This window comes from Aneurinibacillus soli, from assembly GCF_002355375.1.
GTDB lineage: Bacteria > Bacillota > Bacilli > Aneurinibacillales > Aneurinibacillaceae > Aneurinibacillus > Aneurinibacillus soli.
This window is the reverse complement of the sequence record NZ_AP017312.1, coordinates 395,694-410,727: the sequence shown is the minus strand read 5'-3', so window position 1 is coordinate 410,727 and position 15,034 is coordinate 395,694. Positions and strand designations below refer to the sequence as shown.

Genomic DNA, 15,034 nt, shown 5'->3' with positions numbered 1-15,034 from the left:
TCAACCGACTCCTTAACGTAAAAAGAGTCGGTTGATTTTTCTCTATTTCCAATAGTTAGCTTTCGTTAAGATTACCGTCATTAATTTCGGATCTTCTCCTTTTTTTATGATATCAAAGACAAACTTAATCGTATAGCCACCAGCTTTGTAAGTAAGATACTTTGTGTTGGCTGAGCCATCTACAGCAACAGGTTTTCCTACTACTTGTTCCAGTTTAGACAGGGTCACTCTCTTGTTTAAAGTTGGATCTTGTAAATCAATACGAAGTAATTTGTCGGTTGCTTCAAAACTTGTATGTTTTTTATTCGTATAGTCTAAAAAGCTATACTTATTACTTTTAGCCCCTTCTGCTCCATATTTAGGCATACCCCACTGTTTAATTATCGTAGATTTTGGGGTTCCGATTTGGAATGGTACGTTTGGTAATTTCCCTTGTTTAGCAAGCTGCATGACATTTTGAATCGCTTTTGTTGTTTGCATGTCTATCGTTTGCTTTTGTGTTTGCGGAACATGTTTTGTAGAATCAGCTAAAACTGGTGTAAGTGAGCTGGATGTTAACAGTAATGCAGTAGTAAATACTCCTAATACAACTTTTTTTACGTTCATCATTTCTAGTCATCCCTTCTTGTTGCTTGTGTTATATATTTCATCTGGCTGTTTGAAAAGCTTCCACAGATGGCAGATCTAATAGCCTATTTTATATATTCTTTACTAACTAATAAATCAGCAATTGTGTTGGTCGGTATGATAAACTCCAACACGCCCATATATCCTGGAGCGACTTCATATTTATCAAAGGAGATAACAAGCTTTCCTTCATTGTTAATATAAAAGGCTTGATCTTTAGAAATCGTTTTAAAGTAGTCTATCATAGGGTCCTTACTCCCTGTACCTTCTACCCAATAAAACTTATCGGGATCTTTCTTCATCTGCTGTCTCATCTGTTCCTTAATATTTTCACTGATCCGACTTATGTAGCTGTCATCTTTAAATAAACTTGGCAAGGTAATCAAAAGTTGATTTTTCTTGTCTACCGTATCGTATTTAAACGTTGTCGACGAAGAACCAACCGTATTTACAACATACCTGCCCACAGCAAGGATCCGATCATTGTTGGTTTTGACCACATAACCGCTATCCACACCTACATGACCTCCGCCATTTTCGTTTACTTCCTTCATTTCGGCCATGAAATCATTGTACATCTTTTTATTTTCTTCCAGATATTTGTTGTTTAAAGTAGCTTCTAAGTCTTTATTTCCCATGTTCGTAATGGCAGGTACTTTAAAATTGGCTTGAGCATCTCCATCATCTACTTTAAATTCTTTGAAAGTTACTACCTTGACAAGCGAGTCAACCAAGGGCACTTCTGATAAGACTTTTGCAAAGGTAGGGCTAGTATTGATCCCTGCGATCAATACAATAGCCGCTGCACCGATCCCAACAAGACTCTTCGTCTTCACATATCTTTTCTTTTTTTGCTTGAGGGCTTTCTTCACGACGAAATCCAATTCATCCGGGATCGGTATATTCTCATATTTCCGTTTCAATTGTTCCAGCTGTTCGCTCATTTTACTTTGCCTCCTCCAGAAGTTCATTGCCCATTTTAATTCGCAGTTTACGAAGTGCTGTATACAATCGTGTTTTTACGGTGCTGATATTTTCGTCCAGCACTTCCGCAATTTCTTCAATTTTTAAATCTTCAAAGTATCTAAGTATAACCACAGTCCGAAAGGCATGAGGTAATTCATCCAGAGCCTTCTCCAAATCAATATCATGATAAGCGTCTTCACTTATGGGGCTATGAAATTCCAACGTTTTATCATCCATAAGTTGAATTTTCCCTTGTTTTCTCAGGAAATCGAGCGATGTATTCACCACAATCCTATAAAACCAGCCTTTCATCGAACCTTCGGATTTTAAGGTTTCTGATGATGACAAAGCCTTATGTATAGAATCCTGAACAATATCCAGTGCATCTTCTGCATTCTTTACATAGCTGAACGCTAACCGATACACATTCTCTTTATTTTCCGTAATTAAACGTATAAGTAATTTTTCTAACTTCCTATTCATTTGAATACTCTCCTTTGATACGCGCGTATCAATCACTTGCCTTACAAATAAAAGACGTATGAGCATTTTAAAAAGTTTGATTTTCGATTACTGGGAGTAAATGAAGGGAAAACCGTTTCGTTGGTCATTCCGAATAGCCCAATCAAGCAGGATGCTGACATAGGTTGAGAAAAACCCGATCGTACAATGAACAAGAGACCAGGAAGGGTATAAAAAAGGGACAACCATCTAGGTAGGTTGTCCCTTTTTTATCGCATCCCTTTTTACTCTACTTATATATCAAATTCTTCCCTGCACCAATCACAAAACAACACATAGTCTTCCTTCACTTGCTGCTTATACATCATTGACCAAAATATTATCTGTGCACAAAACGCTTCAAAATCCCCACCAATCGCACGTAGAATCTCTTCTTCACTATGATAAGAAAGGAGATCTCGCTGCACGTCTGTATCCGCACGTGCATGAATCTTTGCCGTGATCCGTCCCATAATCTCGACTGTCGAATTGATTTCTTTCACATCCGTCAAATGCTTCGCTTTCACCCGCTTCTTGAATGGTGAACGTTCCCGTACATAAAAATGTCGATCCCCTATAGTAATAAATCCAAGATACGGGTCCTCATGATGATGCATGGCTTTCTGTGTAGTAATAACCCTTTCCCCTTGATGGGAATGACGCTGCCAAAATCCCTCATTATACGGCAAGAAATACGCCGGAATGGGTGTACGCACCTCTTTTACTTCCAATACAAGATCATCCAGTTCCCCTTGTCCATCTCCCTCTATAAGCACATAATATCGCGCAAGGCCAATGGAAGCCGTTCCCGAACCATGCTTGTGTGCGATATCTTTAATCCGGTAGAACTCATGGGCACGCCGATCTTCCACATCTAGACTCTCCATATACTCCGTCCATACTTGTTCGAGCACGGCACGTTCTTCATTGCTCACAGGTTGGATTTCATCTGTCAACACGAAACAACGGCGGCTGTCTTCCCCAACAGACGTAATTCCTTCAAGCCATTCGCTCGCCTGTCGCTTTTCTAGCTTCTTCAATACTTTGCGTATCGGCCCTTCTGTATTATCTTTCGTGAAAAATAACGTAACAGGGTCTTCTTTTTTCCGTTCAAATCGTAGTAGCTGTTTGTAATAAGCAGCTACATACGCTGCAATATTTTCTGTCTGCTCATCCTCACCGAGCCCCTGTCCTTCACAAAACAGCGCAATGCTTGTTGTCATACGCAAAATGTCGTATAAATAAGACCCCATGTATCCTTCGTCAAAATCATTCACATCATACACGATATGCCCTTGCTCATTCTGAAAGGCACCGAAGTTCTCGAAATGCAAATCCCCTTGAATCCATGTCGGTTTATCCTCGGGTGTATGAAAAGAAAATGGAACATTCGTTACATCATAATAAAATAAATAGGCACTCCCTCTATAGAAGCGAAAAGGATTTCCCATCATTTTGCGATATTTCTCTTGTCTCATACTTCGATCTAACTTCATACTCTGCTCATCAAACTGATTTAACACGGCTGCGATGATCTGCTGGCGTAAGGTTTTTCTTGTTTTTTTTACCTGTTCAAGCAAATGAGTAACCATTCTATACCCCCCATTCATTTTCACCAATATTCTATCAATCACTACGTTAGTCTAAAATCCCTTTCTTTGTAATTTCTACTTGAACCATAGGAACAAAATGTACTTTTTGATAGTTGCTCCCCCAGTCTCCCTTCTGTTTCTTCCAAATTTCAGGATGGAATGCCATAAGTTGTCTGCCGATACCTAATCCGTCACAGCGAGCTTTTTGCATTTCTTTAAGCGTTTTATTTGCCAAATCAGTCATCTCTTTGGATAAAAGCTGGTTTAATCGAGCAACTGTTTTTTTATCACGTAAAAGCTCCTTAGGATATTCAATGACACTCACTTTCAATTTCAGATCCAGCCTAATCATAATTTGATCGTTCGGTTGAATCAGCACTTTCATCTTTGGCTTTGATTTTTCTACATTAAAAGTCAAAAAATTATAGACATTTTTTTGACCCTTTCCGCTACTTATTTTTTGGGTGAAACCTGCGACTTTCTCCTTGTTACCTTTCAAAAGTAAATACATGGTAGATTCATCAGAGCTCAGTGTCCCTGTAAATTGATACTTATGAAACATGGCAACACTCGAAACGTTCACTCGTTTCCCTTTTTTCCTAATGTACGGAAGAACAAAATCCTCTCCGGGGTCCATCATCACAGGGTAAATCGTTTCAATGGTCACCTTAGGAACTGTTGTAGTCTCTTCTTTGCTCTTGATTAATTCATCAATTTCTTCTGCAATTAAGACATTCCCTACTTTTTTAAGAGAAAGTATGTCTGCCGCCTTTCCTTGCGCCACTCCAATCCTCGCATTTAAAGCGCTCTTTGGATCGCGGTAAAAAATATCGAGGAGCTGATGAATATCTTGTTTTGCCAGCTCTTCTCCAATGAGAATGATCCGATTTCTGTAAGCACGAAGCTTCCGGGATATCTGCTCATCCGCTTTTTCACGGCCTTCCCTTGGCGTATTGCCAACCGCGTATATCACCTCGTTTTTAGGGCTCTGTTGTTCGCTAGTGGGCATGTCCCGTATGACAAAGGTAGCTAGAAGCTTCCCATTCGGCGCGAGGTCAAACCCTCCTCCATAAAGCAAACGAGCATCCTTTAAAAGATCTTGATCCCAACACCCGGTCATCAATAGGAAAACAAAAATAAGAGCGCTTGAAAAGCAGATCCTTTTCATCTGGCTTCCGCCCTCCTTTTTCTAGAAAGATACGAGAAGATGAGCAGGATCAAAGGAAGCCCAACCACGAACGTATAATGAAAAATCCTAATCATTCGATCGTACAGGTCAGTGATCGATGGATCTTGAGCAATCATAGCCAGAATAAAGACAATGCAAGCGGCATAGGGAACTGCTTTTTTATGTTTACCCCGGTGAAAGAAGCGACCTAAACCTACTGTCGCCATATATAACCAAGAGGCAATAGCATTGCTAACAATAAAAATCCATAAAGATAAAAAGATTAAATCGATCCGCTGAATAATCTGGAAAGAAAAACCTTTCAGCATATAGAGGAGCGGTTCCGAGATGGCAGGCATAACCCCCGGACTGAAAATGATTAAACTGGTAAACACCTCAAATGTGTAAAAAAGTGTAATCAACATATTTCCTAAAGATGCCGCCTTTAATTTCCCGTAGCTTTTCCCTTCAACAAAAGGATAAATCACCAATAGAACTTCGTAACCGACTAAAGGAAACAATGCATCATTTGCGGCTTTGATGATCCCCCACCATCCGGCTTCCATTATAGGAAATATGTATGTAATATTCGCATGAGTATAACCGATCAAGGAAAATAATACCATCACAATGATCGTTAACGAAGATATGACAAACATTCTAGCAATCACTCGAAGGCGTTCTTTCACTAAATATATACAGGTAAGAAGGGTGAGAATTAATAATGCCCATCTTGGTGTTGCTTGCAGCACCCACTTTCCCACGACATCGGCAAATAAGGCTAAAACTGTTCCAGCAGAAAAAAGAAAATAGCCGATATAAGCAAAACCAAGCAGATTTCCCAAAAGATTTCCGGCGATTTTTGGCAAGAAACTGTATATCGTATCGGAAGGAAATCGTCTGCACAGAGCCCAAAGAATCAAAATAATCACTTGTACAGCCAAGCCGGCGATTAAGCTAGAGATCCACGCTCCTCCCTTGGCGGTATCTTGTAATTTATGTGGAAGGGATAAAATTCCAACACCCACTTGAGACTGTATAACAAAAAACATAAGCTGTCCCTGAGTAATTTTACTCTTTTCCGGGTTCATCCTGTTCCCACCCCCTTGAATATCTTTCTTGATTTAACCTTTTTGCATGAGGGTCATGGGGACGCTGATTCAAGCTCCAGATTGGAAAGCGTATAAATGTATCCTTCAAATCTTTGATTCGAAGAGGCATAACAGGCGCAAAATAGGCTGTACCAAAGCTCTCTAATTTACATAAGTGAATTAAGATAAAAAGAAGACCATACATGATCCCGAACAGACCGAACATTGAAGCCAGGATCATGAGCGGGAAGCCTAGAATGCGAGTGGTCGTACTTATCTCATTAGACGGGGCTACAAATGACGAAATAGCGGTTAAAGCGACAACGATAACCATGGGATATGAAATCAATCCAGCTCGCACGACTGATTCACCGATGACCAAGCCGCCAACAAAGCCGATGGTTTGACCTACTCGGCTTGGCAACCGAACTCCTGCTTCACGTAGCACCTCTAAGGCAATCTGCATAAGAAAAGCTTCTACAATGGGTGGAAATGGAACCCTATCTATGCTACTTTTTACGGTATAAATCAAATTTGAAGGAAGAATTTCGGGATGGAAACCAATAACGGCAATATATAAAGCAGGTACTAGAGATGCAACGATAAAGCTCATCAAACGAATAAATCGAACGAGCGATCCGACAATCCACCTGCTGTGATAATCATCCGGGCTTTGAAAAAAGGCAAAGAAAGTCACCGGCAAAATCAGCGCAGATGGATCTCCATCAGATAAAATAACGACACGTCCTTCCATGAGATGAGCTACTGCCCGATCCGGCCTTTCCGTAAATAAGATTTGCGGAAATAGAGAAAATGGGTTATCCTCAATCAATTCAGCAATGAATCCGGGTGAGATCGTAGTGTCCATCACAATGGAACCAAGTCTGTGATCCACTTCTTTGACCAGCTCCGGATTCGCCAGATCCTGCATATAGAGAAGAGCCAATTTTGTTTTAGTTGCCTTTCCGACCTGGTAATAACGAACGACCAGGTCCGGATTTTCAATACGCTTTCGGACCAGATACAGATTCGTGATGAGGTTCTCTATAAAACCATCATGAGCGCCGCGAATGACTCCTTCGTTCACTGGCTCTAAGATACCCCGTTTATAATCTGCCACCACGCCGACAATAAAAGCTTCTGCTGTACCTTCAAATAACAACACGCAATTTCCTTGCACTAAGGTTTGGGGCAACTGGCTAAGATCCGATTTCCTCGCAATCTCCACAGAAGTAATAATTTCATCCACGGTTCCTTCTTTATTTTCTTCTAAAGGCCGAATGATCTCTTTTTGAATTCTCTGTTGATCAGACAGGGATTCAAAAAAAACGATGAGCCCTTCTACTTGATTAAACCTAATGCTCCGCCACTTCAGATCACTTGAATGAAACATCTGGTTTTGAATGTACTCCTTATTTTTTTGCAAGGAAGGAGATACGTTTATTTTTATGTCAGGTCTTTTCTCTGTACGGTTGTTCGAAATCAATTTTTTTAAAAAATCCATCATTTTACTTCACCTAGGTTCAATTCAATTTTTATTAATTTAACCATTAAAATGAGCGGTATTCCTATAAAAGGAAATGCACCTATATAGCTCCCTATTCTCCACAACTAAAAGAGGGTATTTCAATGTTACTTGTGGTAAGGTTCACCGTATCGCTCTAAGTAATAAAGACGAGCTTGCCCACCCAAGGGCAGTCTTTTTGGCTATCAACAGGAATGAAAGTCTTGCAAGAACTTTGTGAGAATTTTGTGAGACGGATTTGGTAGAATGTAATCGTCATTGCCAATAAACACTTCAAAGTGGAAGGAGGATCCGCGTGCGCTTACATCGATTGCGCCGTAAGTTCAAGAATGTTTTCAATGCGTTACTTGTTTTTATGATGATCTTTGCTTCTGTGGGATGGTTTGGACCTGACAATCTCGTTTTCGCAGCGAGTACTTGGACAGTACAAACCTTGGAAGGTCAGAATGATATCAACGGGGTTTCATATGGTGGAGGGAATTGGTTGGCATTTGACTTGGCCAACAACTTGATTTCTTCTTCTGATGGTGCCCAGACTTGGCAGTTTCAACCCCTTCCTGATTTCGTAGGTAGGAGTGCCGTGTACACCGGGAGCAAGTGGATAGTCGTAGGAGATCAGGGTCAAATTTATACCTCCGAGGACATGAACACGTGGACTCCACATCCTTCAAATACCACGAGTACTTTGTATTCTGTGGCGACCAACGGCAGTACGATTGTGGCAGTGGGTAATGATGGAACAGTCCTCACGTCATCGGACGGGACTACTTGGAATCTAGTAAGCCTAGGAAGTACAAATCTAAACGCTGTCGTGTATGGCGGAAGTCAGTTTGTCGTTACAGGTGACTCAGGAAATATCTTCACTTCGCCAGATGGAACTACATGGACATCCAGAACAACTTCAACGAGCCAAAGTCTTTACTCGGTTGCTTACGGCAACGACCTGTATGTGGCAGTTGGGGGTGCTGGAACAATCCTAACCTCAACAGATGGGATGTCTTGGAAACCTCAAGCATCTTCGAATGAAAGTTCGTTTCTCTTGAGTGTTGCGTATGGCGGTGGCAAGTTTGTTGCTGTAGACGGAAACGCAGGCGATATCATCTCCTCAAGGGATGGGATCAGTTGGAATAATGAAACGCCAACGACGACGAATGCCTTATCTGGTGTTGCGTATGGTGGAGGTACATTCGTTGCGGTGGGCAACGCGGGTACGGTCGCCTCTACTCCAGCCGCCTCAAACTCGGATGCAAACCTCAGCAACTTGACGCTGAGCCAAGGAACTCTGAATACTCCGTTCTCTGCTGGGACCACCAGTTATTTAGCGACCGTTGATCACTCTGTGACGAGTGTAAACGTGACGCCCACCACCGCAGACTCGAACGCCTCGGTGACCGTCAATGGTACAGCAGCGACCAGCGGGGTTTCCGTGCCATTGAATACGGAAAGCAACACGATCACCGTGAAGGTAACGGCACAAGACGGTACGTCGACGAAGACGTACACCCTCACAGTGACGCGTGCGGCAGCCCCGCTGTCGAACAATGCCGATCTGACCAACTTGACGCTGAGCCAAGGAACTCTGAATGCTCCGTTCTCTGCTGGAACCACCAGTTATTCGGCGACCGTTGATCACTCTGTGACGAGTGTAAACGTGACGCCCACCACCGCAGACTCGAACGCCTCGGTGACCGTCAATGGTACAGCAGCGACCAGCGGGGTTTCCGTGCCATTGAATACGGGAAGCAACACGATCACCGTGAAGGTAACGGCACAAGACGGTACGTCGACGAAGACGTACACCCTCACAGTGACGCGTGCGGCAGCCCCGCTGTCGAACAATGCCGATCTGACCAACTTGACGCTGAGCCAAGGAACTCTGAATGCTCCGTTCTCTGCTGGAACCACCAGTTATTCGGCGACCGTTGATCACTCTGTGACGAGTGTAAACGTGACGCCCACCACCGCAGACTCGAACGCCTCGGTGACCGTCAATGGTACAGCAGCGACCAGCGGGGTTTCCGTGCCATTGAATACGGGAAGCAACACGATCACCGTGAAGGTAACGGCACAAGACGGTACGTCGACGACGACGTACACCCTCTCGGTGACCCGTAGCAATCCAGTCATCGCTCCATCAGGTCCATCAGGTTCATCAGGTTCATCAGGTTCATCAGGTTCATCAGGTTCATCAGGTCCATCCTATTCGCAGAATCCTTCCGGCACGATCCAAGTCTTGGGGGGATCCACAGGCACCGGGACAGATCACAGCCTGACCCAACGGATCGGACCCAATGTGAAGTTGAGTGCAGATATTTACAGCACTGATGGGAAATTGATCTCTCCAGACATTCAGATTGATGGAAATAGGAAATTCACCCTCGGGAATGTCCAGCCTGGGACCTACAAGATGGTGCTCTACGTCACCGCCCCAACGGGTGAAAAATTGGCGGGACGAACTGCGACACTCACCGTGAATGCATCTGGTTCAGCAAGCGTTCAAACCGATCTAATCGACCCGTTCGGGGTGGTTCGTGACTCGATCACCCACCAACCGATCGATGGAATCAAACTCACCTTGTATTGGGCTGATACAGACTTGAACCGCAGCAAGGGAAGAACGCCTGGCACTCAGGTCGTTTTACCAAGTCTGCCCGATATGGCACCCAATCAGAATCGCAACTCGCAGTTGACTGTCGATGGCGGGAAATACGGCTGGATGGTATTCCCGGAGGGCGATTATTACATCATCGCGGAAAAAGACGGCTATAAAACGTACGACAGCCGCCATGATATGCGGGATGTCAAGCAAGGCGACACCAGTTACATTCGAAACGGGATCATCCATGTAGGGCAAACGGTCGTGCGCATGGACTTTACAATGCAGTCCGAAACGTTCGCCGCTGCTGGCAACAAACCGTATCTTTCCGGTTATCCAGATGGAACGTTCCGTCCAGACAATCGCATAACTCGAGCGGAACTGGCGGCGATTCTTTCGCGAATTCTCACCTACCGCGGAGATGCTGGCACATCCACTCCGTATCATGACATCAACTCTTCGTATTGGGCTCTGCATGCCATCGCTGAAATGTCAGACCTGAAGATCATGGTCGGTTCCCCGGATGGAAACTTCTATCCTGAGCAACCGGTGACCCGAGCCGAATTGGCAGCGGTGATCGCGAGACTCCTTCCATTACCATCCGCCCAAGGAACTCCCTTTACAGATGTAGATGGAAGTTGGGCGAAAGACTCCATTTTAAAAATGGCAAACGCCGGGCTTGTGAGCGGTTATGGGGATGGGACGTTCCGACCGGAGCAATCCCTGACACGTGCGGAAGCTGCTGTGATCTTCAACAAGTTGATGGGGCGCTCATCTCAATCCGTTGCCTCCACGCCAAAATGGTCGGATGTACCGACTGATTTTTGGGCGTATGGCGACATTCTGGCTGCCTCCATCTCCTTGTAACTCATCTTCCAATTGTATCGCTATGTGCATAGAAGACTGCCCCTTCGCTGAAAGACTGCGGAGGGGCGGTCTTTTTTTGGGGGCGATCAACAAGAATGAAAGTCTTGTGAGAATTTTGTGAGACTGTACTGGTAAAATGCTTTACGAGACATAGAGCATGGGGAGGGAAGCGCATACGAGAGATTCAATTGATCCTAACAAGATAAAAATCCAAAAGTGAAACACGATGATGGAAGTAATTTTTTTCAAAAAAGGAGGATGATCATGTTGTTCAAACGATGCTTTGCGATATTGCTCGCATTTTTAGTGATGTTCGTAAGCGTAACTCCAGCTTCTGTTTTTGCAGATGAACTCGATACGTGGAATAACCGCAATCCGCTCCCTACCGGCAATAGACTTGCTGGTGTTAGCTATGGCAACAACACATTTGTTGTCGTCGGAGATTGGGGAACGATCTTGACCTCAAGCGACAGTTCGACTTGGGCCAAACGAAGCTCTGTCACTGAGGAAGATCTCCATTCTGTCACCTATGGCAACAACACGTTTGTCGCTGTCGGATCTCAAGGAACGATCTTGACCTCCACCGATGGAATCACTTGGGCCCTTCAAAGCTCTGGCACTACGAATGCCCTCAATCGGATCGGCTACTACCACAACACATTTGTCGCCGTCGGAGATCAAGGAACAATCTTGACCTCCACCGATGGGGTGACTTGGACAAGCCGAAGCTCTGTCACTACGAAAGGTCTCTCTGATATTAGCTATGGCAACAATACATTCGTGGTTGTAGGGTATGAAGGCACAATCCTTACCTCAAGCGATGCTACGGCTTGGATTCTCCAAAAACCTGCTATCGTGGATGGCTACTCGGGTATCAGCTTTGACAACAACACATTTTGGGTAATGGGGGTTAATTGCACCTTACAGACCTCAAGCGATGGTGAAATTTGGACAAAACAGAGCCCCGACTTCGGCACTAGAAATTTTCTGTTTGGAATCCGCCACTTGTCTAACCTCTACGTTGTGGTGGGAGCTGGAGTTATCTCGACCTCAAGCGATGGTTCGACCTGGAGTCTCCAAAACATTGGTACCTGGAATTACCTTCAGGATGCTATTTACGCCAACAACACGTATGTAGTCGTGGGAACAGGAACCATTTTGACTTCAAAAGACGGTGTGAACTGGACAAACCAAAGCAAAGGCACGACAGAAGAACTCGATTCAGTCAACTATGGCAACAACACCTTTGTGTCGGTCACATCTGATGGAACGATCTTGACCTCAAAAGACGGTTCCACTTGGACATTGCAAAACTCTGGCAACACGAATAGCCTCTCTGGTGTCGGCTACGGTAACAATACCTTTGTCGTGGTCGGAGATCAGGGGACGATCTTGACATCATCTGATGGTGCGACTTGGACCCCCCAACACTCTGGCACCACGAATTATCTCAGCTCTGTCCGCTACGGTAACAATACCTTCGTCGCAGTCGGAGATCAGGGAACGATCTTGACATCATCTGATGGTGCGACTTGGACCCCCCAACACTCTAGCACCACGAATTATCTCAGCTCTGTCGGCTACGGTAACAATACCTTCGTCGCAGTCGGAGATCAGGGGACGATCTTGACATCATCTGATGGTGTGACCTGGACGAGTCAAACATCCGGTGTAACATCCGACCTGATTGGTGTGCTCTATGAGAACAACACCTTCGTGGCGGTGGGAACTAACGGGACCATTTTGACCTCAAGTGACGGTGTGACTTGGGCAAGCAAAACCTCCGGCACGGGGATGGACCTGTTTGCGGTGGCCTACAACAACAAAAACTTCGTGGTGGTAGGGCGTGGTGGTACAATCTTGACCTCCAATGACGGTACGACTTGGAGGTCCCGAGGCTCCGGCACCACGAACGACCTCTATAGTGTGAGCTATGGCAACAACACCTATCTGGCCGTTGGACAAGCGGGAATAATTCTCCAATCTTCACCCATTGCAGAACAGACTTACACGGTCACCTATGACGGCAACGGAAGCGACGGGGGAAGCGTGCCTTCTGACAGCAACAAGTATCAACAAGGGGGGCAAGCCACCGTCCTCGACAACACTGGAAAACTGACCAAGACGGGTTACACCTTCGCAGGTTGGAACACACAAGCGGATGGAAAAGGCACTGATTATGCGGCTGCTTCTATGCTCACGATGGACACGGCCAATGTAACTCTATACGCCAAATGGACCGCGAATCCGACGTTCGCCGTCACCTATGACGGAAACAGAAGTGATGGGGGAAGCGTGCCTTCTGACAGCAACGAGTATCAGCAAGGGGGGCAAGCCACCGTCCTCGACAACACTGGAAAACTGACCAAGACGGGTTACACCTTCGCAGGTTGGAACACACAAGCGGACGGAAAAGGCACCGATTATGCGGCTGCTTCCAAGCTCACGCTGGGCTCTGCCAATGTGACTCTGTACGCCAAATGGACCGCGAATCCGACATTCACTGTTACCTATAACGGAAACGGCAACTCTCGGGGAGGCGTACCTTCTGACAACAACAAGTATGAGAAAGGTATGAAGGTCACCGTTCTCAACAATACTGGAAGCTTGCTCAAGTCCGGGTACACGTTCTCAGGTTGGAACACACAAGCGGATGGGAAAGGCACCGACTATTCGCCCGCTTCCACCTTCAACATGGGCGCGGCCAATGTAACGCTGTTCGCCAAGTGGACGTCCAGCGTGATCAATAACTCGGGAGGTAGTGGAATTGTACCACCTTCAAACGTGGGTACACTGAACAACGGTCAGCAAGTTCAGATGGTCACGAGCACCAATACGACGCAGAACGGACGCAATGTATTGACCGTCACGGTGGATACCGCCCAATTAAACGCTCAACTCGCGAAAGAGGCAACCACCCCCACGATCGTCCTCCCGCTGTCTCAAAACTCAGACGTAGTATCCATCGTCCTCGCGGGGGACGCTGTGAAAGCGATGGCGAACAAACAGGCGGTGTTGGACATTCAAACACCCACCGGGAACTATAAGTTACCCGCGTCCGAACTGTCGATCGACCGTCTACAAACACAGATCGGATCGCAACCATCGCTCTCCGATCTTCACGTACAAATCAACATTGCAAAAAGTGACTCCACGAAAGTCGCACTCTTGAACCAATCGGCAAACCAAGGACAATATTCGGTCGTTGTGCCGCCTGTCGACTTCACTGTCACCGCCTCCTATCAGGACAAAACGGTGCAAGTGGACAAGTTCAACTCGTATGTGCAAAGAGAAATCCCGCTCCCGACCGAAGTCGATCCGAGCAAAGTCACCACTGCTGTCGTCCTGAACGACGATGGTACCATCCATCCTGTTCCAACGTACGTAACTGTTCACGACGGGAAAAATTACGCGGTGGTAAACAGCTTGACGAACAGCACGTACGCCTTGATCTCCCACCAGACGGCATTTGCCGATGTCCAAGGGCACTGGGCGCAAGGAGCGGTGAACAACATGGCGTCTCGAATGGTCATTCGCGGCGTCGATGAGAACCATTTCAATCCGGATGCGGCGATTACGCGTGCTGAGTTTGCTGCGATCCTCGTGCGAGCACTCGGACTTGCTGACAATGGAAAAAATGCGACGTTCGCCGATGTACACTCCAACGATTGGTATGTCGGTGCAGTTGCAAAAGCGCAGAAGTATGGAATTCTGAGCGGATACGAGGACGGCACGTTCCGTCCGACGAAGACGATCACGCGCCAAGAAGCGATGGCAATGATCGCACGGGCGATGAAGCTGACCGGATTGGATAACTCGATCAGCAATACAGATGCTGACGCTGTCCTGTCTCAGTATCATGATCACGATACGATTGGCAATTGGGCAAAACAAGCGGTTGCCGCCACCGTGAAGAACCATTTGGTGCAAGGCTCCGATAAAGGTCAACTGCTGCCGCAAAGCAACATCACGAGAGCTGAAACGACTGTGATCGTGGAGCACTTGTTAGAACAATCTAAACTGATTACCAGCACATCTTCCAAATAATTAGTTACATGCATCTTAGGCTGTCCCTTAGCAGAAACCCTGCGGAAGGGCAGC

Annotated in this window: 9 protein-coding genes; 2 read left to right on the top strand and 7 right to left on the bottom strand. The window is 45.6% G+C overall.

Annotation, left to right across the window (positions count from 1 at the left end):
* Window positions 1–42: 42 nt before the first annotated feature.
* From CB4_RS02160 to CB4_RS02130, 7 genes are all read right to left on the bottom strand, one after another.
* Window positions 43–609, bottom strand: a complete 567-nt coding sequence (locus CB4_RS02160; protein WP_096463380.1) for a DUF4309 domain-containing protein — start codon at window positions 607–609, stop codon at window positions 43–45.
* An 83-nt stretch (window positions 610–692) separates the two neighbouring features.
* On the bottom strand, window positions 693–1,571 hold the full coding sequence (locus CB4_RS02155; protein ID WP_096463379.1) for an anti-sigma-V factor RsiV: 879 nt from the start codon (window positions 1,569–1,571) through the stop codon (window positions 693–695).
* 1 nt (window position 1,572) lies between these two features.
* A complete protein-coding gene (locus tag CB4_RS02150) occupies window positions 1,573–2,076 on the bottom strand; it encodes an RNA polymerase sigma factor SigV (protein WP_096463378.1) in 504 nt (167 codons plus the stop codon).
* A gap of 272 nt (window positions 2,077–2,348) precedes the next feature.
* Window positions 2,349–3,686 carry a DUF2252 domain-containing protein gene (locus tag CB4_RS02145; protein WP_096463377.1) on the bottom strand — a complete coding sequence of 446 codons (1,338 nt, stop codon included), beginning with the start codon at window positions 3,684–3,686 and terminating at the stop codon, window positions 2,349–2,351.
* Between the two features lie 46 nt (window positions 3,687–3,732).
* Complete coding sequence (locus CB4_RS02140) at window positions 3,733–4,854, bottom strand: Ger(x)C family spore germination protein (RefSeq protein WP_096463376.1); 1,122 nt, start codon at window positions 4,852–4,854, stop codon at window positions 3,733–3,735.
* Entirely contained in the window at window positions 4,851–5,945 is a 1,095-nt protein-coding gene (locus tag CB4_RS02135) for a GerAB/ArcD/ProY family transporter (RefSeq protein ID WP_096463375.1), read from the bottom strand. Before CB4_RS02135 ends, CB4_RS02140 begins: the two co-directional genes overlap by 4 nt.
* Window positions 5,926–7,452: a spore germination protein gene (locus tag CB4_RS02130; RefSeq protein WP_096463374.1), complete on the bottom strand. Its 1,527-nt coding sequence runs from the start codon at window positions 7,450–7,452 to the stop codon at window positions 5,926–5,928. Before CB4_RS02130 ends, CB4_RS02135 begins: the two co-directional genes overlap by 20 nt.
* A 313-nt stretch (window positions 7,453–7,765) precedes the next feature.
* Between CB4_RS02130 and CB4_RS02125 the strand changes: the two genes are divergently transcribed.
* Both CB4_RS02125 and CB4_RS02120 read left to right on the top strand, forming a co-directional pair.
* Window positions 7,766–10,933 carry a cadherin-like beta sandwich domain-containing protein gene (locus CB4_RS02125; protein ID WP_096463373.1) on the top strand — a complete coding sequence of 1,056 codons (3,168 nt, stop codon included), beginning with the start codon at window positions 7,766–7,768 and terminating at the stop codon, window positions 10,931–10,933.
* 264 nt (window positions 10,934–11,197) lie between these two features.
* Complete coding sequence (locus CB4_RS02120; protein WP_096463372.1) at window positions 11,198–14,980, top strand: InlB B-repeat-containing protein; 3,783 nt, start codon at window positions 11,198–11,200, stop codon at window positions 14,978–14,980.
* Window positions 14,981–15,034: the final 54 nt, after the last annotated feature.

Coding starts and splice junctions, on each gene's coding strand:
- CB4_RS02160 (WP_096463380.1), bottom strand. CDS start 609: ATGATGAACGTAAAAAAAGTTGTATTAGGAGTATTTACTACTGCATTA.
- CB4_RS02155 (WP_096463379.1), bottom strand. CDS start 1,571: ATGAGCGAACAGCTGGAACAATTGAAACGGAAATATGAGAATATACCG.
- CB4_RS02150 (WP_096463378.1), bottom strand. CDS start 2,076: ATGAATAGGAAGTTAGAAAAATTACTTATACGTTTAATTACGGAAAAT.
- CB4_RS02145 (WP_096463377.1), bottom strand. CDS start 3,686: ATGGTTACTCATTTGCTTGAACAGGTAAAAAAAACAAGAAAAACCTTA.
- CB4_RS02140 (WP_096463376.1), bottom strand. CDS start 4,854: ATGAAAAGGATCTGCTTTTCAAGCGCTCTTATTTTTGTTTTCCTATTG.
- CB4_RS02135 (WP_096463375.1), bottom strand. CDS start 5,945: ATGAACCCGGAAAAGAGTAAAATTACTCAGGGACAGCTTATGTTTTTT.
- CB4_RS02130 (WP_096463374.1), bottom strand. CDS start 7,452: ATGATGGATTTTTTAAAAAAATTGATTTCGAACAACCGTACAGAGAAA.
- CB4_RS02120 (WP_096463372.1), top strand. CDS start 11,198: ATGTTGTTCAAACGATGCTTTGCGATATTGCTCGCATTTTTAGTGATG.